Origin of the sequence: Kineococcus gypseus, from assembly GCF_050871305.1 — a bacterium.
Classification (GTDB): Bacteria; Actinomycetota; Actinomycetes; order Actinomycetales; family Kineococcaceae; genus Kineococcus; species Kineococcus gypseus.
The window spans coordinates 25,961-49,674 of the sequence record NZ_JBJLRD010000020.1; the positions used below are offsets into that span (position 1 = coordinate 25,961).

Genomic DNA, 23,714 nt, shown 5'->3' on the forward strand with positions numbered 1-23,714 from the left:
GCCCGCCGGGGCCGCTCGCGCCTCAGCCGCGCCGGCGCGGCAGCGTCGCGACGAGCGTGAGCAGCACGGCCGCGACGTCCTCGGCCAGCGCGCCCCGCAGGTCCGGCGCGCGCCGGCCCGCCCACGCGCGCCAGGACGCCCCGGCGTAGGAGCCGGCCAGCGCCCCGGCCGCCCCGGCCAGCGCCGGCAGCGCCCGGCGGGCGTGCTGGCGCCGCGCCAGCGCCGCCCCGCCCAGCAGCCCGGAGGCCACCCGCCCCGACAGCGCGCCGGTGCCCAGCCGGCTGGGCGTCGAGGGCAGCTTGTCGGCCACCACCTCCCCGGCCAGCGCCAGCGCGCTGAGCGCCGCGGCGGGCCTGCCGCCGCGCAGCGCCCCGGGACCGCTGGAGAGCAGGACCGGCCCCGCCAGGCCCAGCGTGCTGCGCCCGCCGGCGGCCACGCCCAGCAGCGCGCTGCGCAGCACCAGGCCCGCCGGCGCGCGCGAGGGGCGCTCGGGGCGGGTGCGACGGGTGGGACGGCCCGGCGCGCGACCGCCCAGGGAGGGCAGGTCCAGCACCGCCGGGTGCGCCGGCGCGACGGGCCGGTCCAGGGCCCGCAGCGCCGCGTGGGTGGTCAGCCCGTAGGCCAGGTGCGGCACGGCGTCGGAGACCCAGTCCGCGCTCGTCCAGCGGCGCAGGTCGGTCACGCCCAGCGCGTGGGCGGGCAGGTCGGTGGCGGCCATCGCCAGCGCCGCGGTGACCACCCCGCCCAGCCCGGCCGGCAGGCGCAGCCCGGCGGAGCGGCCCAGCCCCAGCACCTTCCCCACCCCGACGCCGACGGCGTAGCCGGACAGCGCGCCCAGCGCGGTGGTCCGGTGCGCCAGCTCGGCCCCGCGCCCGCCGATCGGGCGGCCCAGGCGCTCGGCCAGCGCGGTGACGGTCTGCTCGGGCACCGTGCTGGGGGCCCGGCCCCGCCAGGCCATGTCCCCGTACGTGACGGCGTTGAGCACGGTGGTGCCGGCGGCGCCGGCGACGGCACCGGCGAGGGCGGCGGGGATCGGGCGGCGGCTCAGGCGCGTCTGTCGGCTCACCGCGCCACTGTGCGACCGCGCCGGGCCGTCGGCCACCCGGCGGTGGCCCGGCCCGGCGCAGCGCGGCTCAGCGCAGGTGCTCGCGCAGGAAGGCGGTGGTGCGGCTCCAGGCCAGCTCGGCGGACTCGGGCCGGTAGTTGGGCCGCTCGTCGTTGTAGAAGGCGTGCGGGGCCGGGTAGACCTGGAAGCCCGCCTCGACGCCGGACTGCTCGCGGATGCGCTGCTCCGTGGCGCGCACGCCCTCCAGCGGCACGGAGGTGTCCTCCTCGCCGAAGTGGCCCAGCACCGCCGCGCGCAGGCCGGAGTAGTCGGTGTCCGGGCCCGGCACGCCGTACCACGGCACGGCCGCGCCGATGCGCTCGCCCTGCTGGGCGGCCAGCGTGAGCACGAAGGCCCCGCCCATGCAGAAGCCGACCGCGCCGACGGTCGAGGAGGTCGTCTCCGGGCGCTGCAGCAGGTACGTCACCGCCCCGGCGAGGTCCTGCACGGCGCGCTCGACGGGCATCTCGGACATGAAGCGCGCCGCCTCCTCGCCGTCGTGGGTGGTGCGCCCGCCGTACAGGTCCGGGGCCAGGGCGACGAAGCCCTCGGCGGCGAAGCGGTCGACGATGGCGACGACGTGGTCGGTCAGGCCCCACCACTCCTGGATGACGACGACGCCCGGGCCGCTGCCGGACTCCGGCACGCGCAGGTAGCCGTGGCCGTGACCGCTCTCGGTCGCGGAGTCGAAGGTGACGTTCTGGCGCGGGTTCTGGTGCTCCTCGTGGCTCACGCCCCCGATCGTGCCGTGCCCGCCCGGTGCGCGCGTCCCCGGGGGGCGGCGCGGCGCGCCGCGCTGTCGGGCCGGCTCGTTAACCTCGGCTCGTACACGTGTTCGCGCGGGGGAGGCCCCGCGCCGGGGTGGAGGTCGTGTGATCGCGTCGGTGCGCGGGCGGGTGCTCGCGGTGCGGCTGGACTCCGCGGTGCTGGAGGTCGGCGGGGTGGGCCTGCTCGTTCAGGCGGCGCCCGCAACGCTGGCGGGCCTGCGGGTCGGCGAGGAGGGCGAGCTGGCCACCAGCCTGGTGGTGCGCGAGGACTCCCTGACGCTCTTCGGCTTCGCCGACGCCGACGAGCGCGAGGTCTTCGAGGTGCTGCAGACCGTCTCCGGCGTCGGCCCGCGCCTGGCCCTGGCGGTGCTGGCGGTGCATCGCCCCGACGGGCTGCGCGCGGCCGTGGCCGCCGAGGACCACGCCGCGCTCGTGCGGGTGCCGGGCATCGGCAAGAAGGGCGCCCAGCGCCTGTGCCTGGAGCTGGGCGACCGCCTGGGCCCGCCCGGCGGCGCGCCCGCGCCGGGGGCCCCCGCGCCCGTCGACGCCGGCGACGCGCGGCGCCAGCAGGTCGTCGACGCCCTGGCCGGGCTGGGCTACCCGCTCAAGCAGGCCGGCGAGGCCGTGGACGTCGTCGCCCCCGGCGAGGACGGCGTGAGCGACGTGCCCGCCGCGCTGCGGGCGGCGCTGCGCCACCTGTCGGGGCGCTGAGGTGGGCACCAGGACACCGAGGGAGGACGAGGTGGGCGAGCGGATCGTCACGGCGGGTGCCGACGACGGCGAGCGGGCCGCGGAGTCGGCGCTGCGCCCGCACGGGCTGGACGAGTTCGTGGGGCAGAAGGTGGTGCGCGAGCAGCTCTCCCTCGTGCTGGACGCCGCCAAGGCGCGCGGCGGCGTCAGCGACCACGTGCTCTTCTCGGGCCCGCCGGGCCTGGGCAAGACGACCCTGGCGATGATCGTGGCCTCGGAGATGGGTGCGCCGCTGCGCCAGTCCAGCGGCCCGGCCATCCAGCACGCCGGCGACCTCGCGGCCGTGTTGAGCTCCCTGGACGAGGGCGAGGTGCTCTTCCTCGACGAGATCCACCGCATGGCCCGGCCGGCGGAGGAGATGCTCTACATGGCGATGGAGGACTTCCGCGTCGACGTCGTCGTGGGCAAGGGGCCCGGCGCCACCGCCATCCCGCTGGAGCTGCCGCGCTTCACGCTCGTGGGCGCCACCACCCGCGCCGGCCTGCTGCCGGCGCCGCTGCGCGACCGCTTCGGCTTCACCGGCTACCTGGACTTCTACAGCCCCGAGGAGCTCGTGCAGGTGCTGCGCCGCTCCGCGGCGCTGCTGGACGTGCAGCTGACCGCCGAGGGCGCCGCCGAGATCGGCCGCCGCTCGCGCGGCACCCCGCGCATCGCCAACCGGCTGCTGCGCCGGGTGCGCGACTGGGCGCAGGTGCGCGGCTCGGGCCTGGTCGACCGCCGCGCCGCCCGGGCGGCGCTGGAGGTGTACGAGGTCGACGAGCGCGGCCTGGACCGCCTGGACCGCGCGGTGCTCGACGCCCTGTGCCGGCGCTTCGGCGGCGGCCCGGTGGGCCTGTCGACGCTGGCGGTCGTGGTGGGCGAGGAGGCCGAGACCGTCGAGACGGTCGCCGAGCCCTTCCTGGTGCGCGAGGGGCTGCTGGGGCGCACCCCGCGTGGGCGGGTGGCCCTGCCGGAGACGTGGGCGCACCTGGGCCTGACCCCGCCGCGCGGGGCGGCCTGGCAGCTGCCGCTGGAGGAGGGCGCGGACGCGGACGGGGTCGGCGGGCAGGGGTCGGCGGGCACCGGCGCGGGCTGAGGCGCGCCGCCGCGCGCCACCGCGCGGTGGTGCGTGCACCGCGCGTCGGCGTCCGGGGCCGTCCGGGTGAGCCGTCTACACTGCGCGGGCGGGTCGAGCGACCGGCACCCGCCGGGCGAGGACCCCCCGGCGGGCGCCCGGGGAGCGGCCCGCCGCGCCGGCACCGGGTCGGCGCGGGCACCGGTGAGCAGTCGGACCCCCGGTGCGGAGAGGGATGTCGTGGGTGGTGGCGGCGGTAGCCAGCTGATCTTCCTGGTGCTGATGATCGCCTTGCTGGTCTTCATGTTCAGCCGCACGCGCAAGCAGCAGCGCGCGCAGCTGGAGATGCAGGCCGGCGTCGGCCCGGGTGCGGAGGTCATGACGACCTCGGGCACCTACGGCACGGTCGTGGAGGTCGAGGGCGACGTGGTCACCCTGGAGATCGCCCCCGGTGTGCGCACCCGCTGGGCGCGCAGGGCCGTCGCGCGCGTGGTGACGCCCTTCGCGGCGCCGCTGGAGCCGGCGCCCGGCGCCACGGCCGCCGGCGCGACCGGCGGCCTGGACCTGAGCAAGCCCTCGGCCGAGGGTGACGACCCGGCGAACGGCGGTGCGCAGCGCCCCTGACGCCTCCCCGCTGCTGCCCGCACCCTCCGTGGTGACGGCGAGGGCAGCACCCGTCCACGAAGAGTGACAAGCTTGCGTTGGCCGGACGACGACCGTCGTCGGGTGAGCGCCGTCCCGAGGTACCCAGTGTCCAACGACAGGCCCCCGCGCGTGCGCCGAGGCGCACCCCTCCGCCGACCCCGCCCCGGCCGCACCCTGGTGCTGCTGGTCCTGCTGACCGCGCTGGTCTTCGGCGCCGTCGGCGCCGGCTCGATCTGGGGCTCCGCGCGCTGGGCCCCCGGCCTGGCCCTCGACCTCGAGGGCGGCACCCAGGTGGTGCTGACCCCGCGCGCCGTCGACGGCGGCGAGGTCGACGCCGAGCAGGTGCAGCGCGCCGCCAACATCATCCGCCAGCGCGTCGACGCCACGGGGCTGTCGGAGTCGCAGGTGCAGGTGCAGGGCGGGCAGAACATCTCCGTGTCCATCCCCGGGCAGGCATCGCGCGAGCAGCTGGACCTCATCGCGCAGTCGGCGCAGCTGCGCATGCGCGTGGTGCTCTACGCCGAGCCGGTGGCGCCCCCCGGCGCCCCCGCTCCCACCGCCGAGCCGGAGCCCACCGACGGCGCCACGCCGCCGGCGGACGGCGCGAGCCCGGCGCCCACGGACGGTGCGAGCCCGTCGCCGAGCGAGGGGGCCACCGCGCCGCCCGAGCAGGGCGCCACCCCGCCGCCGGCCGACGCCCCCGCGCCCGAGCCGACGCAGAGCGCCGACGGCGCCGCGGCGCCGGCCGCGCTGCAGCAGGCCGCTCCCGCGCCCACCGACCCCGCCGCCAGCGCGCCCGCGGACCCCGCCGCCACCGCGCCGCCGGCGGAGCCGGCCGCCCCGCCCGCCCCGCCGGCGACCCCGCCGACGCTGCTGGACCTGGCCACCCCCGCTCCCGAGCCGGGCCCGGGCCAGCCGCGCGAGGCGCCCACCCCGGCGCCGGCCGACGCCAGCGACGACGCGTGGCTGAGCAGCCCCGGGCTGGCCGAGGTCTTCCAGGCCCTGGACTGCACCGACCCCGCCCAGCGCACCGGCGGCGTCGTCGACGACCCCGCGCTGCCGCTGGTGACGTGCAACCAGGACGGCACCGAGAAGTACGTGCTCGGCCCGGCCGAGCTGGAGGGCACCCAGCTCACCGACGCCACCGCCGCGCAGGCGCGCAACTCGCAGGGCTACGCCACCGGCGGCTGGACCGTGCAGCTGTCCTTCGACGGCAGCGGCGACGAGGCCTTCGAGGCGCTGACCGCGCGCATCTCGCAGCTGCAGGACCCGAAGAACCGCTTCGCGGCCGTGCTCGACGGCCTGGTCGTCACCGCCCCGGTCGTCAGCCAGACCATCGCCACCGACCCGGAGATCACCGGCAACTTCACGCAGGAGAGCGCCGACGCGCTGGCCCAGCAGCTGAAGTTCGGCGCCCTGCCGCTGTCGTTCGAGCCGCAGACGGAGGACCAGATCTCCGCCACGCTCGGCGAGGACCAGCTGCGCAACGGCCTCATCGCCGGCCTGGTCGGCCTCGTGCTCGTGGTCGCCTACTCCTTCGTGCAGTACCGCGGCCTGGCGCTGGTCACGGTCGGCAGCCTGCTGCTGGCCGCCGCCCTGAACTACGGCGTGCTGCTGCTGCTGAGCTGGCTGCAGGGCTTCCGCCTGAGCCTGGCCGGCGTCGCCGGGCTCATCGTGGCCATCGGCACCACCGCCGACTCCTTCATCATCTACTTCGAGCGCGTGCGCGACGAGATCCGCGACGGGCGCGTGCTCACCTCCGCCGTGGAGGCCGGCTGGCGCCGCGCGCGGCGCACCATCCTCATCTCCGACGCCGTCACGCTGCTCTCGGCCGTGGTCCTCTTCGTCCTCGCGGCGGGCAACGTGCGCGGCTTCGCGTACACGCTGGGCATCAGCACCCTCATCGACGTGGTGGTCGTGGTCCTCTTCACCCACCCGGTCGTCGCGCTGTTGGCGCGCACGAGGTTCTTCGGCGGCGGCCACAAGCTCTCCGGCTTCGACCCCGAGCACCTCGGCTCCGCCGTGGCGCGCCACGCGCTGCACGGCGGGGCGCGCCGGCCCACCGTCGCCGAGCGCCGCGCCGCCGAGCGCGCCGCGGCGGCTGCGGCTGAGGACCGGGACGGCGGCACGCCGGACGGTGACGTGCAGGCCGGTGACGCGCAGGACGGTGCCGGGGTCGGCGCCGGGGACCGTGAGCAGTCGCGCGCCGGCGGGGCCGGTCGCGCGGACGACAGGAGCGACGCCTGATGGGCATGGCAGCACTGGGCAACCGGCTCTACACCGGGGAGTCCTCCTTCGACTTCGTCGGCAAGCGCAAGCTGTGGTTCACCATCGCGCTGGTGTGCGTGGCGGTCTCCGCGCTGCTGCTGGTGCGCCCGGGCCTGACCTTCGGCATCGAGTTCGAGGGCGGCTCGCAGTTCCGCGTCACCGGCTCCACCGACCAGGAGGGCGCGCGCGCGGCCGTCGAGTCCGTCGTGCCCGGGGCCGTCCCCGAGGTGACCCGCGTGGGCACCAACGGGGTGCGGGTGCAGATCGAGACGGTCACCACCGCCGAGCTCGACGAGACCCGCCAGGCGCTCGCCACCGCGCTGGACGTGCCGCTGGAGAACGTCACGTCCTCCACGGTCGGCCCGAGCTGGGGCGCGGACGTGACGAACAAGGCCCTGACCGCCCTGGTGATCTTCTTCGTGCTCGTCTCGGTCGTCATGGCGCTGTACTTCCGCACGTGGACCATGGCGCTGGCGGCGATGGCGGCCCTCGTGCACGACCTGGCCATCACCGCCGGGGTGTACGCCCTCATCGGCTTCGAGGTGACGCCGGCGACGGTCATCGGGTTCCTCACGATCCTGGGGTACTCGCTGTACGACACCGTCGTCGTCTTCGACAAGGTGCGCGAGAACACCACGGAGGCGTTCACCCGCCGCGACCGCACGTTCGCGCAGGCGGCCAACCTGGCGGTGAACCAGACCGTGGTGCGCTCGGTGAACACCACCGTCGTGGCGCTGCTGCCGGTGGCGGCGATCCTCTTCATCGGCGACCTGCTGCTGGGCGCCGGCACGCTGCGCGACATCAGCCTGGCGCTGTTCGTCGGCACCCTGGTGGGCGCCTACTCCTCGATCTTCGTGGCCACCCCGCTGCTCGTGGCGCTGCGCTCGCGCGAGCCGGGCGTGCGCGCCCTGGAGGCCGAGGTGCGCGAGCGCGCCAGCGCCGGCGAGCCCGTGCCCGCCGGTGCGGGCTCCGGCGGGGCCGCGGGCGGCGCCACGGCCGCGGGCGGCGCCACCGCCGCCGGGGCGTGAGCGCTCCGCAGGAGCGGCCCGCCGCGCCGGGCGGGCCGGCGGCGCCCGGTGCCGGTGCCGACACCCGGGCCGGCACCGGTGCCGACGCCGGTGCCGTCGTGGGCGCCCACCTGCGCGCGGTGCCGGACTTCCCGGTGCCCGGGGTGCTCTTCCAGGACATCACCCCGCTGCTGGACGACCCGGCCGCCTTCGCCGTGGTCGTCGACGCGCTGGCCGCCCTGGCCCGCGCCGCCGGGGCGCAGGCGGTCGCCGGCCTGGAGGCGCGCGGCTTCGTGCTGGCCGCCCCGGTGGCCCAGCGCTGCGCCCTGCCGTTCTGGCCGGTGCGCAAGGCCGGCAAGCTGCCGCCACCGGTGCTGCGCCGCAGCTACGCGCTGGAGTACGGCACCGCGGCCGTGGAGCTGCGCGGGGACCTCGTGCGCCCCGGGCAGCGCGTGCTCGTCGTCGACGACGTCCTGGCCACCGGCGGCACCGCGCGCGCCGCGTGCGAGCTGCTCGAGGAGGCGGGGGCGCACGTGGCCGCCGTGGCGGTGCTGCTGGAGCTGAGCGCCCTGGGCGGTCGCGCCCTGCTGGGCGAGCGGCCCGTCACGGCGTTGCGCACCGGCTGAGCGCCCGCCGCGGCACCCGCCGCGGCACCCCGCCGGCACCCGGAGGGCACCCCGCAGGGAGGTTCGGTCCGCAACCACCGGCCCGGGCTCCTAGACTGGTGCCCCGCGGACAGGAGGAGCGCCATGGCGGACGGCACGGGCACCCAGGGGCGAACGACGGCGGCGCACCCCGCCGACGGTGGTCCCGAGCCCGCCGCGCCGGAGCGGGTCGCGGGCCCCGGCACCCCCGGCGCGCCGGCCCAGGTGACCTCGGTGGTCCCCGCCCCGGCCCCCGGCACGCACCCGGCCCCGCCCGTGGCGCGCACCGCCGGGCCCGAGCGGCGCCGCACCACCGAGCGCAACCGCCAGGTCGAGGGCCCGCACACCGGGCCGGTGACGGCCAGCCGGATGCTCTCGCGGCTGGCGCGCTTCGGCCAGCACCGCCAGTCCAGCGTCTCCCCGGTGCTCGAGCCGCTGCTGCGCACGGTGCGCACCACCCACCCCAAGGCCGACCTCAGCGTCGTCGAGCGCGCCTTCGAGCGCGCCGAGCACGCCCACGACGGCCAGCGCCGCAAGAGCGGCGACCCGTACATCACGCACCCCGTCGCGGTGGCCACGATCCTCGCCGAGCTGGGCATGACGCCCTCCACGCTGGCCGCGGCGCTGCTGCACGACACCGTCGAGGACACCGACTACTCCCTGACCGACCTGCGCCGGGAGTTCGGCGACGAGATCGCGCAGCTCGTCGACGGGGTCACCAAGCTGGACAAGGTCACCTACGGCGAGGCCGCCCAGTCCGAGACCGTCCGCAAGATGATCGTGGCGATGGCCAAGGACATCCGCGTCCTGGTCATCAAGCTCGCCGACCGACTGCACAACGCCCGCACCTGGCGGTACGTACCGGCGGCCTCCGCGGAGAAGAAGGCGCGCGAGACGCTGGAGATCTACGCCCCGCTGGCGCACCGCCTGGGCATGAACACCATCAAGTGGGAGCTGGAGGACCTGGCCTTCGCCACGGTGTACCCCAAGCGCTTCGACGAGATCGTGCGCCTGGTGGCCGACCGCGCCCCCGCGCGCGAGGAGTACCTCGCCGGGGTGCGCGGCCAGATCGAGGAGGACCTCAAGAGCGCGCGGGTGCGGGCCACGGTCACCGGCCGGCCCAAGCACTACTACTCGATCTACCAGAAGATGATCGTGCGCGGGCGCGACTTCGCGGAGATCTACGACCTGGTGGGCGTGCGGGTCCTGGTGGACTCGGTGCGCGACTGCTACGCCGTCCTCGGCGCCCTGCACGCGCGGTGGAACCCGGTGCCCGGCCGGTTCAAGGACTACATCGCGATGCCCAAGTTCAACATGTACCAGTCGCTGCACACGACGGTCATCGGGCCCGAGGGCAAGCCCGTGGAGATCCAGATCCGGACCTTCACCATGCACCGGCGCGCCGAGTACGGCGTGGCCGCGCACTGGAAGTACAAGGACGACCCCAACGCCACCGGCGGCGCGCGCGGCGACAACGAGATGGACTGGCTGAAGTCCGTCCTGGAGTGGCAGCGCGAGTCGCCCAGCAGCGAGTTCCTCGACGACCTGCGCTTCGAGATCAACGCCGGGCAGGTGTTCGTCTTCACCCCCAAGGGCGACGTGCGCGAGCTGCCGGCCGGCTCCACGCCGGTGGACTTCGCCTACGCGGTGCACACCGAGGTGGGCCACCGCACGATGGGCGCGCGCGTCAACGGCCGCCTGGTGCCGCTGGACTCCACCCTCGACAACGGCGACCTCGTGGAGGTCTTCACCTCCAAGGCCGACGGCGCCGGGCCCAGCCGCGACTGGCTGCAGTTCGTCAAGTCCCCCCGCGCCCGCAACAAGATCAAGCAGTTCTTCTCCAAGGAGCGGCGCGAGGAGGCGATCGACCTCGGCAAGGACGAGATCGCCCGCGCCATGCGCAAGCAGCACCTGCCGCTGCAGCGGCTGATGTCGCACGAGTCGCTGCTGGCGGTGGCGCGCGAGCTGAACCTGGCGGACGTCTCCGCGCTGTACGCGGCGGTGGGCGAGAAGCACGTCTCGGCCCAGCACGTCGTGGAGAAGATCGTCGTGGCCGTCGGCGGCGAGGCCGCCGCCGAGGAGGACCTCGCCGAGGCCACCACCCCGGGCGCGCCCGGCAGCAGCCGCGCCGGTGCCGACGCCGGCATCGTCGTCAACGGCAACGACGACGTGTGGGTCAAGCTGGCCAAGTGCTGCACCCCGGTGCCCACCGACGCCATCGTCGGGTTCGTCACCCGCGGCCAGGGGGTCTCCGTACACCGGCAGGACTGCGAGAACGTCACGCGCCTGCGGCGCGAGCCCGAGCGCATCGTCGACGTGGAGTGGGGCTCGTCCTCCTCGCCCTCGGGCGGTTCGCGGCTGTTCCTGGTGCAGATCCAGGTGGAGGCGCTCGACCGCGCCCGGCTGCTCTCGGACGTCACGCGCGTCCTGTCGGACAACCACGTCAACATCCTCTCCGCCACGGTCAGCACCAGCCGCGACCGCGTGGCCGTCTCGAAGTTCTCCTTCGAGATGGCCGAGCCGAACCACCTCGGTCACGTGCTCGCCGCCGTGCGCCGGGTGGACGGCGTCTTCGACGCGTACCGCGTCTGAGGCGCCGGGCCCGCCCCGACCGCGGGCCCCGGCCCGGCGCCGGCCAGCGCCCGGCGGGCGGCGCGCACGTGCGCCAGCCCGCGGGCGCGGCGCGCGGCCTGCTCCACCTCGGCGGTGCTCAGCCCGGCCGCGCCCAGCAGCTCGCGCAGCCGGGCGGCGCGGCGCGGCTCGCTGCGGGCCACGTCCAGCAGGGTGCGCGCCGGGCTGCTCACGCGCAGCGCCCCCACGCGCACCACGTCGGCCGCATCCAGGCGCGCGCGCGAGGTGGTCAGCCGCACCCCGCCGCGCGGCTGGTGGCGCGCGGCGCTGCGCCGGGCGAGCAGCACCTCGCGCGGCGGGGGCAGGGGGGCACCCACGTGCACCCACGCCGCCGCGGCGCCGACCACGACGCCCTCGGCCGGCAGCAGCAGCGCCAGGGCGGCGGCGCGCACCCCGGCGTCCACCGGCACCCCCGCGGCCACCACGACGTCGCCGACCACCCGCTGCAGCAGCCCCTCGCGCACCTGCCGCGCCGCGGCGGCCCGCGCCGCCGGGGCCGGGCCCGGCCGCCACGGCGCCGACGGGTCCGGGCAGCGCCCGCGGTGCAGCAGCTCGTGCAGCCACCCGCTCGCGCCCCCGCCCGCAGCGTCGGCGGGCGCGGGCGCGTCGGGCGGGAGGGCAGCGGCAGGCTCGGGACGGTGCGGCACCGGGCCAGTCGAGCGCACCGGCCCGCTGCGGTGGGCCCGGCCGGCGCACCGCTGTGGACGGCCGCTGCCGCGGCGCGCCCTGTGGGCACCGCGGGAGCACGGGGCACCGCGGGAGCGCGGGGCACGGCGGGAGCCCGGGGCACCGCGCTGCCCGCGCGCCGGCCGGCCCGGTGCTGCCCGTCAGCCCCCGGTGGCCCCCGGGGCCATGGCGGCCCCGTTCAGCGCCTGGTGTCGCGCAGCGCCGCCTGGGCGGCGTCCAGCCACGCCCGGCGCGCGCGCAGCGCCTCCTCGGCGCGCGCCAGCGCCCGCGCGTCACCGCGCGAGCGGGCCCGCTCCACGTCCGCCTCGAGGTCGCGGATCGCGGACTCCAGCTGGCTGGCCAGCCCGCCGGCGCGGGCCTGGGCCTCCGGGTTCGAGCGCGCCCAGCGGGCCTGCTCTGCGTCGCGCACGGCGGTCTCCACCGCGCGCAGGCGCCCCTCGACGCGGCCCAGGTCCGCGCGGGGCACCTTGCCGGCGGCCTCCCAGCGGTCCTGGATGCCGCGCAGCGCGGCCTTGGCGGCGTTGACGTCCTTGACCGGCAGCAGCGCCTCCGCCTCGACGAGCAGGGCCTCCTTGACCTCCAGGTTGCCGCGGAACTCCTCGTCCACCTGCTCGTTCGCCGCGGTGCGCGCGGCGAAGAAGACGTCCTGCGCGGCGCGGAAGCGCTCCCACAGGGCGTCGTCGTCCTTGCGGCCGAGGCGGCCGGCGGTCTTCCAGCGGTCCATGAGGTCGCGGTAGGCGGAGGTGGTGCCGCGCCAGTCGGTGGAGGTCGACAGCGCCTCCGCCTCGGCCACGAGGGCCTCCTTCTCGCCGCGGATGCCGGCGCGCTGCTCGCCCAGGGCGGCGAAGTGGTGCCGGCGCATCTTGTCGAAGGCGCTGCGGGCGTGGCTGAAGCGCTTCCACAGCTCGTCCTCGCTGCGCTTGTCCAGCCGGCCCTCGCGCTGGGCGGCCTTCCACTCCTCGAACAGCGTGCGCAGGCGCTCGCCGGAGGAGCGCCACTGCACCTTGGCCGGGTCCTGGCCGGCGATCGCCTCGGCCTCCTCCACCAGCGCCACCCGCGCGGCGCGCAGCCGCTCGCGGTTGGCCGCGCGCGCCCGGTCGGCGGCCGCGCGCGCCTCGTCGGCCACGGTGGCCAGCGCTTCCACGCGCGCGGTCAGGCCGTCCAGGTCGCCCACGGCCCGCGTCTCGGCCAGCGCGGTGCGCAGACCGCTGACGCCGCTGACGATGTCCTTGCCCGCCAGCTCGGTGCTGCGCAGCCGCTGCTCGAACAGGTCGACCTGCGCCACGAGCTCCTCGTACTTGCGCACGAAGTACGCCAGCGCCTCCTCGGGCGTGGCGTCGGGGTACTGGCCCACCTCGTGCTCGCCGTCGGCGCGGCGCACCCACACGGTGCCGTCCTCGGCCACGCGCCCGAAGGCCGCGGCGGCCTCGCGGTCGACGTGGGTGGGGTGCGCGACCTCCACGACCGGCGGCTCCGCGGCCGGGTCGTCCGCCAGCGCCCGCGGAGCGGCCGGCGCCACGGGGCGCGGCACCGGCCGGCCGGCCAGCGCGGCGGGGGAGGGGCGGGCGCCCTCGGCGTCCGCGGCGTCGCGGGCCCCGGCGACCGCGGCGGGCGCGTCCTGCGCGGGCTCGGCGGCGGGCTCGGCGGTGGGCGCGTCCTGCGCGGCGGGCTCCTCGACGGGTGCGTCCCCGGTGGGTGCGTCCTCGACGGGTGCGTCGGCCGCGGGGTCCTCGGCGGCGGGCGCCTCGGCGGCCTGCTGCGCGGGGCCGTCCTGCCCGGCGTCGGCCGCCTGCGCGTCGGCGCTCCCCTCCTGCGCCGCGTCCGGCGCGCCCTGCGGCTGCTCCTGCGGGGTCGTGCTCGCGGTGTCGGTCGGGGTGTCCTGAACGTCCGCGGTGGACGCCGGCTCCTGGGGCTGCTCGCTCACCCGCCGCAGTGTAGGTGCCACGCCCCCCGGACGGGCCAGGCGGTCACCTCGCGTCGAGGCGGCGTCGCTGTGCGTCGCGCGGGGCCGGCCCGCCCCGCGCCGTCGCGGCGCCCTAGGCTCGGGCCGTGCTCGTGCAGACCGTCGTGGCCGCCGTCGCGGGCACCAACTGCTACGTGCTGGCCCCCGCGGCGGGGGAGCAGTGCGTCGTCGTCGACCCCGGCGTCGACGTCGCCGACCGGCTCGCGGAGCTGCTGCGCCGGCACCGGCTGCGCCCGGCCGCGGTGCTGCTGACCCACGGCCACTTCGACCACACCTGGTCGGTGACGCCCGTGTGCGGCGCGCACGGCGTCGCCGCCACCATCCACGCCGACGACGCGCACCGCCTGCGCGACCCCCTGGCCGGGATGGGGCCGCAGCTGCGCGCGGCGCTGCAGGCCTCCGGTGCCGGCGCCTGGCGCGAGCCCGACGACGTGGTGACCGTCGGCGACGGCGCCCGCCTGGCCGTCGCCGGCCTGGACGTCACCGTGGCCCACGCCCCCGGGCACACGGAGGGCTCGGCGCTCTTCAGCGTGGCGCGCCCGGGTGCGAGCGACCTGCTGCTGGCCGGTGACGTCCTCTTCGCCGGCTCGATCGGCCGCACCGACCTGCCCGGCGGGGACCCGGTGGCGATGGCGCGCACCCTGGCCACCCGCGTGCTGCCGCTGGACGACGCCACCGACGTGCTGCCCGGCCACGGCCCGGCCACCACCGTCGGCCGCGAGCGCGCCACCAACCCCTGGCTGCAGCAGCTCCCCTGAGGTCGGCCGCCGCGGGGGCGCGGCCGGCGCCGGCGCGCCCGTCAGGAGCCGGGCACCACGACCAGGCCCAGGTGCGCGGCCAGCACCGGCGCCAGGCGCAGCAGCTGCACCTCGTCGACCACGAGCCCGCGCAGCCCGTCCACCCCGCCGACGCCCTCCAGCTCGCTGCCGCTGACGTCCACGTGCGCCAGCTGCGCCGAGCCGGCCTCGAGGGAGCCCAGGCGGCAGTCCTCGAAGCGCACCCGGCTCCAGCGCGCGCCGGTGGCGTCCACGTCGCGCAGGTCGCAGCCGCTGAAGGTGACGTCCGTCAGGCGCGAGCCGCGCAGGTCCGCGAAGTCCACCCGGCCCGCGCGCACCAGCACCCGGGTCAGCTCCGCGTCCGGCGCGGACAGCGCCCCCACCCGCAGCCGCTCCACCTCGCACTCGCGCCAGGTGGAGCCGCGCAGCGACAGGGCCGTGGCGGCCAGGTCCGCGACGCGGCAGTCCGCGAACCGCGCGTCGGTCAGCACCAGGTCGTCGGCGCGCCAGCCGCTGAGCACGCAGCCCAGGAAGCTCGCGCCGGTGGCGTGCGCCGCGCCCGGCGCGGGCGCGTGCAGCAGCAGCCCGTCGTGCACCGCGCCGGCCCGCGGCGCGGCGGCGGGCTCCAGCTCCTGCGGCGCGAGCAGGTCCGGTCGCGGCGGCGCCGGGTGGACCCGGGCGCCGCGCCGGGGGCCGGGGCGGCTCACGGGCCCGGCGCGGCGCACGGCACCGCACCCGCGCACCCCGCGCCCGCCCCACCCGCCGCCACGCCCGCCGCCGCGCCCGCCGCCGCGCGCAGGTCCCGCGCCACCCCGTGCGGGGCCCGGCCCACCTCCCGGGCGCTGGTCAGCACCGGGCACGAGCTGGAGGTGACCACGCGCGCGCCCGGCAGCGCGCGCACCGCCGCCGCCAGCAGGCGGTCCTCGTGCGCGCCCGTCGGCGCGAAGCCGCCGGCCGCCAGGTAGGCCGAGGCGCGCACGCCCAGGTTCGCGCCGTGCACGTGCCGGTGCCGGCCCCCCGGCCCCAGACCGGCCGCGTACGCGGCGCGCCACGCGGCGTGCCGGTCCGGCGGGCCCGCCAGGCGCACCGTGCCCAGCAGCAGGTCCGCGCCGGCGCCGGCGTGGTGCACGTGGTGCGCCAGCCAGCCCGGCGGCACCTGCGAGTCGGCGTCCGTGCACGCCACCCAGGTGCGCCGCGCGCCGCCCGGCGAGCCCGCCAGCCCCGCCGCCACCCCCGCAGCGCGCGCCGCGCCCACCAGCCCGGCCGCCGAGGTCACCACGAGCGCTCCGCGCGCGGCGGCCACCCGCGCGGTCGCGTCGGTGCAGCGGTCCGCCACGACGACCACCCGCACCGGCACCGGGCAGCGCAGCGCCGCGCGGTGCAGCGCGGCCAGGCACGCCGGCAGCGCGGCGGCCTCGTCGCGCGCGGGCACCACCACCAGGACCCGCTCCACGGCCCGCGCCGGCCCCACCCGCCCCGCCGCCGCCGCCACGGGTCCCGCCGGCCCGGCGCGCCGGGGTGCGGGCAGCGCCGCCGGCCCCTCCGCCGGCCTCACGGGGTCAGCCCGCCGGCGCGGGCCACCGAGACCGCCGGCGCCAGCACGAGCACGTCCAGCAGGAAGTCCTCCTCCTCGTGCGCGGCGAGCACCTGCAGGCCCGGCTCGGCGCGCAGCACCCGGTGCACCTCGTCGCCGGTGGTGGGGTAGCCGCGCACCAGGTGCCGCCAGTGGCAGGCCACCAGCACCCCGTCGTGCGCCAGCGACCCCGCCGCCCGGGCCGCCAGCTCCGCCAGGTCCCGCGGCCCGCAGTAGTAGGCCACCTCGGACAGGACCACCAGGTCGAAGACGCCCGGTGGCCACTGCCGCGGCGCCGCGGCGACCTCGACGCGCACCCGCGGCCCGGCGCCGGCCAGGCGCCGCCGGGCCCGCCGCACCGCCGCGGCGGCCACGTCCAGCGCCAGCAGCTCCTCGCAGCGCGCCGCCAGCTCGGCGGTGAGGACCCCGCCGCTGCAGCCGACCTCCAGCGCGCTGCGGAAGCGCTCGCGCGGCAGCGACGCCAGCGTCAGGGCCCGCTTGCGCCGCTCGTACCAGCGCTCCTCGAAGCCCCACGGGTCCTCGCCGTGCTCGGCGTAGAAGGCGTCGAAGAAGCCGCCGCCCAGGCTCTGGCCGTCCCGCTCGCCGTCCCGCCCGTCGTCCCGCGCGTCGTCCCGCGCGTCGTCCCGCGCGTCGTCCCGCGCGCCGTCCCGCGCGCCGTCCCGCTCGCCGCCGGGCTCGAAGAAGACCTCGAAGGGGCGGGTGAAGTGGCGCAGCACCCCCGGCGCGAGCAGCGCCTCGTCACCGGGGTGCGGCGAGAGCGGCGCGGTCTGCGAGACGTGCTCGGCCAGCGCGGAGCGCTTGCGCCGCACCACCTCGGCGTCCAGGGGCAGGCGCACCGCCGCGCCCCACGGCAGGCGCCGGTCGCCCGGGCGGGCCCAGTGCCACGCCCACACCGGGAACTGCAGCCAGCGCGCGCCCGCGCCGCTCGCGGCCGCCCCCGCGGCGGCCGCGGCCGCCGCGTGGTCGGGGTGCCCGTCGCCGGTCCACGTCGAGACCACCCACGAGCCCGGCCGCACCAGCGCCGCCACCGCCGAGCGCAGCTGCTCGCCGCGCTCGCCCAGGCGCCCGTCGCCCAGCTGCAGGCGGTGCACCCGCGCGCCGGGCGCCAGCACCGCCACCGCGCGCTCCAGCTCGGCGGCGCGCACGGCGGCCAGCCGCTGCGGCGTGGCGGTGGGCGAACGCGGGTGCGAGGCCTCCCCGTCGCTGGCCACGACCACGTCCACCGCCGCGCCGGCGCCCGCGGCGCGCGCCACCAGCCCGCCGGCGCCCAGCGTCTCGTCGTCGGGGTGGGCGACCACCACCAGCAGGTGCGTGCAGCCGTCCAGCTCCAGCACCGGCAGGTCGCGCAGGCCCGGCCAGCGCTGCCACTCGTCCTCGTCGGTGCCGGGCCCGTCGTGGGTGAAGACCGCGCCGTCCTGCGCGCGCGCGTCCGCCTCCGCCGTCACCGCGGCCACCCCGCGCCGTCCGCGGCCCCGCTCGCCGCGCCCTCCGGGTCGTCGTCCAGGGCGGCGCCCAGGGCCGCGACGTCGCGCTCCGCGTGGTGCTGGCGCACGTACAGCTGCAGGTCCGCCACCCGCGCGGCGTGCGCGGCGTCCAGCGCCAGCGGCGCCGGGCCCAGCGCGTGGCCGACGTGCTCGAGCACGCGCTCGGCCGCGGCGGCCACCAGCGAGCGGGTGCGCAGCGCCAGCACGGCGCCGGCGTCCCCGTCGGCGCGGCCGGCGTCGACCTCGGCCGCGGCGGCGTCCAGCGCCAGCCGCGCCGCGGTCAGCTCCAGGTCCACCGCCCCGGCGTGCCAGCGGGCCAGCTGGTCCGGCGCGCGCCCGCCGGCGCGCCCGCGCGCCCGCAGGGCCCGGGCCACGCCCACCGCCCCGCCGTACCAGCACGCGGCCACCCCGATGCCGCCGTGGGCGAAGCCGGGGCGGTGCAGGTACCAGCCGGTGCCCCCCACCGGCTCGGCCGGCACCGCGGTGAACCGCACCGGCCCGCTGGCCACCTCCCGCAGGCCCCGCGCGTGCCAGGTCCCGGGCACCACGCGCACGCCCGGCGCGCGCAGGTCCACGGCGAACAGCCGCCGCCCGCCGGGCGCGTGCGCGGTGACCAGGGCGTGGCTGAGGTGCCCGGCCAGCGAGCACCACGGCTTCGTCCCGCTCAGCGACCACCCCGGGCCGCCCGGGCCGCCCGGGCCGGTCTCGACGGCCTCCAGGTGCGCGTCGGCGGCCTCGGCGGCGAAGACCCCCCACGTCGAGCCCACCGGCACGGCCGAGCCGGCCTCGGCCAGGACCGCCACGGCGTCGAGGTGGGCCTCGACGACGCGGGCGCGCACGAGGTCGTCGGCGGCCAGCCGCGCCAGCAGGTGCCAGCGCTCGGCGGTGCGCCCGGAGGCCGGAAGCGGTGCGGTCGCGGTCAGCCGCGCCGCCTCGCGCAGCGCCGCGGCGACCGCCGGGGGAGGGGCCGCGGGCGCGGCGGGGGGCGACGGTGGAGCGGCGGGCAGCGGCACGCTGCGGACCTCCGGGTGCGGTGGGGCTGGGACGGGGACGGCCGCGCTGGTCGCACGGTGCGCGCACCGTAAGCACGTCCGCCGCGCCGCGGCGCGCCGGGACGGCGGCGGAGGTGTGACGGGTCCGCGGCGGCGGCGGGCGAATCACCCGATCGCGCCCACCCGGGTGGTTCAGCGTTCGACCGGTCCCGCCGAAGGAAGGGGTGAGAGTCGACGGGCGACGGAGAAGCCGCCACCCGCGCTCGCGAAACGGAGGAACCCCGTGGCCAACGTCGACGCCACCCTCAAGGCCGCCCTCGAGATCGACGGGGCGACCGCCGTCGCCCTCGTCGACTGGGAGAGCGGCATGTCCCTCGGCCAGGCGGGTGGCGGCGCCCTCGACCTGGACGTCGCCGCCGCCGGCAACACCGACGTGGTGCGCGCCAAGATGCGCACGATGCAGCGCCTGGGTCTGGAGGAGAAGATCGAGGACATCCTCATCACCCTGGGCACCCAGGTGCACCTGATCCGCCTGCTGCAGTCGTCCACCGGCCACGGCCTGTTCCTGTACCTGGTCCTGAAGAAGGACACCTCCAACCTGGCCATGGCCCGCCGCCAGCTCTCCCAGCTGGAGCGCTCGCTGGAGGTCTGAGCCGGGCAGCCCGACCGGCCGGCCCGGACCCCGAGGGGTCCGGGCCGCCGGCCGGCGCCGCACGCGCACGCCCCGCACGTCCCGCACCCGCACGCTCGCCGCCCACCCCCGCTCGCCCCCGCCCGCCCGCCGAGGAGCCGCCGGTGCCCACCCGCAAGATCGTCGTCAGCGGCCCGTTCGGCGCCGGCAAGAGCACCTTCGTCGCCGCCCTGGCCGCCGGCACCGGCGCCGTGCACGCCACCACCGAGACCGGCGTGAGCGACGGCACGGCCGTGCTGAAGACCTCCACGACCGTCGCGCTGGACCACGTGGCGCTCGAGCTGGCCCCGCCGGCCGGCGCCGCCTGGCACCCCACCACCGTCACCCTGTTCGGCACCCCGGGCCAGGACCGCTTCGGCTTCATGCGCGAGCTGCTGCTGCAGGGCGCCGACGCCTACGCCGTGCTGGTCGACGCCTCCCGCGCGCGCAGCGTGCAGGAGGCCGCCGGGATCGTCGCCGACTTCGCCCGCCTGGCCCCCACCGCCCCGCGGCTGGTGGCCGTCAACCGCTGGGCCGACCCGGCCGGCACGCGCGCGCCCCTGGCCGCGCTGCTGGGCGTGCCGCCCCAGGCGCTCGTCGCGTGCGACCCGCGCGCCGCCGCCGACTGCCGCGCCGTGCTGCACCTGCTGCTCGACGGCGTGGCCCTGACCGAGGCGCGCCGGGCACCGGCCGCGCAGGCCGCCACCCGAGGGGACCAGCTGTGATCGTCAAGTACCACGCCACCCGCGTCACCGCCGCGCTGCGCCGGGACGTGGAGGGCGTGCGCCGGGTGCTCATCGCCCGCACCGACGGGCTCGCCTTCCACGACGACGGCCCCGAGGCGGACCACGCCAGCGCCGCCGCCGTCGTGGCCGCCGTGCTGGGCCTGGCCCAGCGCGCCGCCGCCGCCCACGTGCTGGGCGGGCTGCGCTCGACCACGGTGCGCGGCGCCGACGGCACCCTCGTGGTCTACCCGGTCGACCAGTCCCACGTGCTGGCCGTGCTGACCGGCCCGAGCACCAACCTGGTGCTGCTGGAGCGGCTGGCGCTGCGCCTGGCCGACGAGCTCGCCGGCGCCGAGGCCGGCGTGCCCGCCGCCCGCGCCCGCTGAGCCGCACCACCGGCCGCACCACCGGCTGCACCACCGGCCGCACCACCGGCCGCACCACCGCGCCGCGCCGCCCGCGCCCTCGCGCGCGGCGCCCGGTGCGGCGGCGTCCGTAGGATCGTCCCCGCGCACACCGCGCACGGACGACCGAAGGGACCCCCAGTGCTCCGCACGCACGAGGCCGGCAGCCTGCGCGCCGGTCACGCCGGACAGACCGTCACGCTCACCGGCTGGGTGGCGCGGCGCCGGGACCACGGCGGGGTGGCGTTCCTGGACCTGCGCGACGCCTCGGGCGTCGTGCAGGTCGTCGCCCGCGACGAGATCCTCGACGCCGGCGGCGCGCACGAGCTGCGCAACGAGTACTGCGTGCGCATCACCGGCGAGGTGCGCCTGCGCCCGCAGGGCAACGAGAACCCCGCCCTGCCCACCGGCGAGGTGGAGGTCGACACCACCGCGCTGGAGGTGCTCAGCGAGGCGGCCCCGCTGCCCTTCCAGATCGACGACCACCTCAGCGTCGGCGAGGAGGTGCGCCTGAAGCACCGCTACCTCGACCTGCGCCGCAGCGGCCCCGCGCGCGCGCTGAAGCTGCGCAGCGACGTCAACCGCGCCGCCCGCGCCGTGCTCGACGCCCACGGCTTCACCGAGGTGGAGACCCCCACGCTGACGCGCTCGACGCCCGAGGGCGCCCGCGACTTCCTCGTCCCCGCCCGCCTGGCCCCCGGCTCCTGGTACGCGCTGCCGCAGAGCCCGCAGCTGTTCAAGCAGCTGCTCATGGTCGGCGGCGTGGAGCGCTACTACCAGATCGCCCGGTGCTACCGCGACGAGGACTTCCGCGCCGACCGCCAGCCGGAGTTCACCCAGCTCGACGTGGAGATGAGCTTCGTCGAGCAGGACGACGTCATCGCCCTGGCCGAGGAGGTCCTCGTCGCGCTGTGGCGCCTGGTCGGGCACGAGATCAGCACGCCGATCCCGCGGACGACGTACGCCGAGGCGATGGCCCGCTACGGCAGCGACAAGCCCGACCTGCGCTTCGGCGTCGAGCTCGTGGAGTGCGCGGAGTTCTTCGCGAACACCTCCTTCCGCGTCTTCCAGGCCCCCTACGTCGGCGCCGTCGTCATGCCCGGCGGGGCCTCGCAGCCGCGCAAGACGCTCGACGCCTGGCAGGAGTGGGCCAAGCAGCGCGGCGCGAAGGGCCTGGCGTACGTGCTCGTCGGCGAGGACGGCGAGCTGTCCGGCCCGGTCGCGAAGAACCTCTCCGAGGCCGAGCGGGCCGGCATCGCCGCCCACGTCGGCGCCGCCCCCGGCGACTGCGTGTTCTTCGCCGCCGGCGCGGTGAACCCCTCGCGCGCGCTGCTGGGCGCCGCGCGCGGGGAGATCGCCCGCCGCTGCGGCCTGGTCGACGAGAGCGCCTGGGCGTTCACCTGGGTCGTGGACGCGCCGATGTTCAAGCCCACCGCCGAGGACGACGACGTCGCCCTGGGCAGCGGCGGCTGGAACGCGGTGCACCACGCCTTCACCGCGCCCAAGCCCGAGCACCTGGCCACCTTCGACACCGACCCCGGCTCGGCGCTGACGAACGCCTACGACATCGTCTGCAACGGCAACGAGATCGGCGGCGGCTCCATCCGCATCCACCGCCGCGACGTGCAGGAACGCGTCTTCGCGGTCATGGGCATCGACGAGGCGGCGGCGCGCGAGAAGTTCGGGTTCCTCCTCGACGCGTTCTCCTACGGCGCCCCGCCGCACGGCGGCATCGCGCTCGGCTGGGACCGCGTGGTCGCGCTGCTGGCCGGGGCGGACTCCATCCGCGAGGTCATCGCCTTCCCCAAGTCCGGCGGCGGTTTCGACCCGCTGACCTCGGCCCCGGCGCCCATCACCGCCCAGCAGCGCAAGGAGGCGGGGGTGGACGCGCAGCCGGAGGGCCGCGAGAAGCCCGGTGCCTGAGCGGGCCACCCCCTGCGGGCCCCGGCCCGGGCCCCGGCCCGTGCCCCTCGCGACGGCGGGGGGGGGGGGGGCGGGGCGCCCCGCGGGGGGGGGGGGGGGGGGGGGGGGGGGGGGGGGGGGGGGGGGGGCGGGGGGCGGGGCGGGCGGGGGCGGCGTCCCCCCCCCCCAGCCCGCCCCGCCCCCCCCCCCCGCCGCGGCGCTCGGGGTGGCCGCGGCCACCGGCCTGAGCGCCGGGGTGGACGTCCCGCTCTCGCGCGCGGCGGTCGACGCCGCCCTGCGCTCACCGGCGCTGACCGGCCCCGCGCAGGTCCTCGAGCAGGTCACCCAGCCGGTGTGGCTCTACCTCGCGGCGCTGCTCGGGGTCCTCGCCCGCGCCCGCGCCGGGCACGGGCGCGAGGCGCGCGCGGCCCTGCTGGCCGGGCTGGTCGCCGCGCTCACCTCCCCGCTGCTGAAGGTGCTGCTGGACCGACGGCGCCCGGCGGTGGACGCGGGGCTGACCACCGCCGTCGGCGGGGCGTTCCCCTCCGGGCACGCGTTCGCCTCCGCCACCGTCGTCCTGGCGGCGCTGCTGCTGCTCCTGCCGCCGGCGCGCTCGGCGCGCGCGCGGGCCGGGCGCGCGCTGGCCGCCGCCGCCGCGCTGGTGCTCATCGGCGTGGACCGGGTGTGGCTGGGCGCGCACTGGCCCACCGACGTCCTCGGCGGCTGGCTGCTGGGCGCGGCGGTGGTCCTGGCGGCCACCGCCGCGGTGCGCCGCGCCGACCCGTCCGCGCGGCGGCGGGGCCCGGCGCCGCTCAGGCGGCCGGCTTGAGCACGTACCCCGCCCCGCGCACGGTGTGGATCATCGGCGCGCGCCCGGCGTCGACCTTGCGGCGCAGGTACGACACGTACAGCTCGACGATGTTCGCCTGGCCGCCGAAGTCGTAGTTCCACACCCGGTCCAGGATCTGCGCCTTCGACAGCACCCGGCGCGGGTTGCGCATGAGGTAGCGCAGCAGCTCGAACTCGGTGGCCGTCAGCTTCACCTCCACCCCGCCGCGGAACACCTCGTGGCTGTCCTCGTCGAGGACGAGGTCGCCGACGCTGAGGACCGGCTCCTGCCGGGCCGCGGCCATGCCCGAGCGGCGCACCAGCCCGCGCAGGCGCGCGACGACCTCCTCCAGGCTGAACGGCTTGGTGACGTAGTCGTCCCCGCCCGCCGTCAGGCCCGCCACCCGGTCCTCCACGGCGTCCTTGGCCGTCAGGAACAGCACCGGCACGTCCGTGGCGTCCGCGCGCAGGCGCCGCAGCACCTCCAGGCCGTCGATGTCCGGCAGCATCACGTCCAGCACGACGGCGTCGGGCCGGAAGGAGCGCGCGGCGCGCACCGCCTCGCCGCCGTCCGCCGCGGTGCGCACGTCCCAGCCCTCGTAGCGCAGCGCCATGCCCAGCAGCTCGGACAGGTTCGCCTCGTCGTCGACGACGAGCACGCGCAGGGCGCCGCCGTCGGGTCGCTGCAGGTCGGTGCGGGCGGTGGAGGTCACGGTCATGACGGCATCGTCGGTGCCGCGCCTGCGACGGTGCGGGACGAACGCTGGGAAAACCCTGTGCACGGCACCCGGTCGGCCCAGCGCCGCCACCGCCCGCAG

22 protein-coding genes are annotated in these 23,714 nt (G+C 78.2%); 13 read left to right on the plus strand and 9 right to left on the minus strand.

All coding sequences use genetic code 11. The annotated features are described in order from the left end of the window. Window positions 1-22 precede the first annotated feature (22 nt). Window positions 23-1,066: a hypothetical protein gene (locus tag ACRYMN_RS09720; protein WP_432494415.1), complete on the minus strand. Its 1,044-nt coding sequence runs from the start codon at window positions 1,064-1,066 to the stop codon at window positions 23-25. A gap of 67 nt (window positions 1,067-1,133) precedes the next feature. After that, window positions 1,134-1,838 (minus strand): dienelactone hydrolase family protein, encoded by a 705-nt coding sequence (locus tag ACRYMN_RS09725; protein ID WP_432494417.1) that lies wholly within the window; start codon window positions 1,836-1,838, stop codon window positions 1,134-1,136. Window positions 1,839-1,977: 139 nt separating this feature from the next. Between ACRYMN_RS09725 and ruvA the strand changes: the two genes are divergently transcribed. From ruvA to ACRYMN_RS09760, 7 genes are all read left to right on the plus strand, one after another. Beyond that, a complete protein-coding gene (ruvA, locus tag ACRYMN_RS09730) occupies window positions 1,978-2,583 on the plus strand; it encodes a Holliday junction branch migration protein RuvA (RefSeq protein ID WP_432494419.1) in 606 nt (201 codons plus the stop codon). Between the two features lie 31 nt (window positions 2,584-2,614). Continuing rightward, window positions 2,615-3,697 carry a Holliday junction branch migration DNA helicase RuvB gene (ruvB, locus tag ACRYMN_RS09735; protein ID WP_432494421.1) on the plus strand — a complete coding sequence of 361 codons (1,083 nt, stop codon included), beginning with the start codon at window positions 2,615-2,617 and terminating at the stop codon, window positions 3,695-3,697. Window positions 3,698-3,916: 219 nt separating this feature from the next. After that, complete coding sequence (gene yajC / locus ACRYMN_RS09740) at window positions 3,917-4,300, plus strand: preprotein translocase subunit YajC (RefSeq protein ID WP_432494423.1); 384 nt, start codon at window positions 3,917-3,919, stop codon at window positions 4,298-4,300. Window positions 4,301-4,498: 198 nt separating this feature from the next. Beyond that, window positions 4,499-6,568 (plus strand): protein translocase subunit SecD, encoded by a 2,070-nt coding sequence (gene secD, locus ACRYMN_RS09745; RefSeq protein ID WP_432494425.1) that lies wholly within the window; start codon window positions 4,499-4,501, stop codon window positions 6,566-6,568. Further along, a complete protein-coding gene (gene secF, locus ACRYMN_RS09750; RefSeq protein ID WP_432494427.1) occupies window positions 6,568-7,617 on the plus strand; it encodes a protein translocase subunit SecF in 1,050 nt (349 codons plus the stop codon). The genes secD and secF overlap by 1 nt, the downstream gene beginning before the upstream one ends. Beyond that, entirely contained in the window at window positions 7,614-8,222 is a 609-nt protein-coding gene (locus ACRYMN_RS09755) for an adenine phosphoribosyltransferase (RefSeq protein ID WP_432494429.1), read from the plus strand. Before secF ends, ACRYMN_RS09755 begins: the two co-directional genes overlap by 4 nt. Before the next feature lie 123 nt (window positions 8,223-8,345). Next, complete coding sequence (locus ACRYMN_RS09760; protein ID WP_432494431.1) at window positions 8,346-10,832, plus strand: RelA/SpoT family protein; 2,487 nt, start codon at window positions 8,346-8,348, stop codon at window positions 10,830-10,832. On the opposite strand, the gene ACRYMN_RS09765 is transcribed toward ACRYMN_RS09760, so the two are convergent. Next, window positions 10,775-11,518 (minus strand): hypothetical protein, encoded by a 744-nt coding sequence (locus ACRYMN_RS09765; protein WP_432494433.1) that lies wholly within the window; start codon window positions 11,516-11,518, stop codon window positions 10,775-10,777. The two genes, ACRYMN_RS09760 and ACRYMN_RS09765, sit on opposite strands and share 58 nt — an antisense overlap. Window positions 11,519-11,736: 218 nt before the next feature. Beyond that, window positions 11,737-13,482 carry a DUF349 domain-containing protein gene (locus ACRYMN_RS09770; protein WP_432494435.1) on the minus strand — a complete coding sequence of 582 codons (1,746 nt, stop codon included), beginning with the start codon at window positions 13,480-13,482 and terminating at the stop codon, window positions 11,737-11,739. 125 nt (window positions 13,483-13,607) lie between these two features. Here ACRYMN_RS09770 and ACRYMN_RS09775 point away from each other — a divergent pair, with 125 nt between their 5' ends. Further along, the gene (locus ACRYMN_RS09775; RefSeq protein WP_432494437.1) at window positions 13,608-14,279 is read left to right on the plus strand and encodes an MBL fold metallo-hydrolase; all 672 of its coding nucleotides are present in this window, start codon (window positions 13,608-13,610) and stop codon (window positions 14,277-14,279) included. Window positions 14,280-14,320: 41 nt separating this feature from the next. Here ACRYMN_RS09775 and ACRYMN_RS09780 read toward each other — a convergent pair whose 3' ends face one another. From ACRYMN_RS09780 to ACRYMN_RS09795, 4 genes are read right to left on the minus strand one after another with little or no spacing between them, the layout of a single operon-like run. Then, the gene (locus ACRYMN_RS09780; protein ID WP_432494439.1) at window positions 14,321-15,004 is read right to left on the minus strand and encodes a pentapeptide repeat-containing protein; all 684 of its coding nucleotides are present in this window, start codon (window positions 15,002-15,004) and stop codon (window positions 14,321-14,323) included. Then, entirely contained in the window at window positions 15,001-15,852 is an 852-nt protein-coding gene (locus ACRYMN_RS09785) for a glycosyltransferase (RefSeq protein ID WP_432494441.1), read from the minus strand. The genes ACRYMN_RS09780 and ACRYMN_RS09785 overlap by 4 nt, the downstream gene beginning before the upstream one ends. After that, window positions 15,849-17,336: a PIG-L family deacetylase gene (locus tag ACRYMN_RS09790; protein ID WP_432494443.1), complete on the minus strand. Its 1,488-nt coding sequence runs from the start codon at window positions 17,334-17,336 to the stop codon at window positions 15,849-15,851. Before ACRYMN_RS09790 ends, ACRYMN_RS09785 begins: the two co-directional genes overlap by 4 nt. After that, window positions 17,333-18,388: an acyl-CoA dehydrogenase family protein gene (locus ACRYMN_RS09795; RefSeq protein ID WP_432494445.1), complete on the minus strand. Its 1,056-nt coding sequence runs from the start codon at window positions 18,386-18,388 to the stop codon at window positions 17,333-17,335. Before ACRYMN_RS09795 ends, ACRYMN_RS09790 begins: the two co-directional genes overlap by 4 nt. Before the next feature lie 262 nt (window positions 18,389-18,650). On the opposite strand from ACRYMN_RS09795, the gene ACRYMN_RS09800 reads away from it, so the two are divergent. The 5 genes from ACRYMN_RS09800 (at window position 18,651) to ACRYMN_RS09820 (ending at window position 22,897) form a co-directional block, all read left to right on the plus strand. Then, window positions 18,651-19,019, plus strand: coding sequence for a hypothetical protein (locus ACRYMN_RS09800; RefSeq protein WP_432494447.1), 369 nt, complete (start codon window positions 18,651-18,653; stop codon window positions 19,017-19,019). Between the two features lie 143 nt (window positions 19,020-19,162). Beyond that, window positions 19,163-19,762: a GTP-binding protein gene (locus ACRYMN_RS09805; RefSeq protein WP_432494449.1), complete on the plus strand. Its 600-nt coding sequence runs from the start codon at window positions 19,163-19,165 to the stop codon at window positions 19,760-19,762. Beyond that, window positions 19,759-20,148 carry a roadblock/LC7 domain-containing protein gene (locus tag ACRYMN_RS09810; protein WP_432494451.1) on the plus strand — a complete coding sequence of 130 codons (390 nt, stop codon included), beginning with the start codon at window positions 19,759-19,761 and terminating at the stop codon, window positions 20,146-20,148. The genes ACRYMN_RS09805 and ACRYMN_RS09810 overlap by 4 nt, the downstream gene beginning before the upstream one ends. Window positions 20,149-20,307: 159 nt before the next feature. Then, window positions 20,308-22,089 (plus strand): aspartate--tRNA ligase, encoded by a 1,782-nt coding sequence (gene aspS / locus ACRYMN_RS09815; RefSeq protein ID WP_432494453.1) that lies wholly within the window; start codon window positions 20,308-20,310, stop codon window positions 22,087-22,089. A 205-nt stretch (window positions 22,090-22,294) separates the two neighbouring features. After that, complete coding sequence (locus tag ACRYMN_RS09820) at window positions 22,295-22,897, plus strand: phosphatase PAP2 family protein (RefSeq protein ID WP_432494455.1); 603 nt, start codon at window positions 22,295-22,297, stop codon at window positions 22,895-22,897. Here the strand turns inward: ACRYMN_RS09820 and ACRYMN_RS09825 are convergent. Next, the gene (locus ACRYMN_RS09825) at window positions 22,881-23,615 is read right to left on the minus strand and encodes a response regulator transcription factor (RefSeq protein WP_432494457.1); all 735 of its coding nucleotides are present in this window, start codon (window positions 23,613-23,615) and stop codon (window positions 22,881-22,883) included. The genes ACRYMN_RS09820 and ACRYMN_RS09825 overlap by 17 nt on opposite strands. Window positions 23,616-23,714 lie beyond the last annotated feature (99 nt).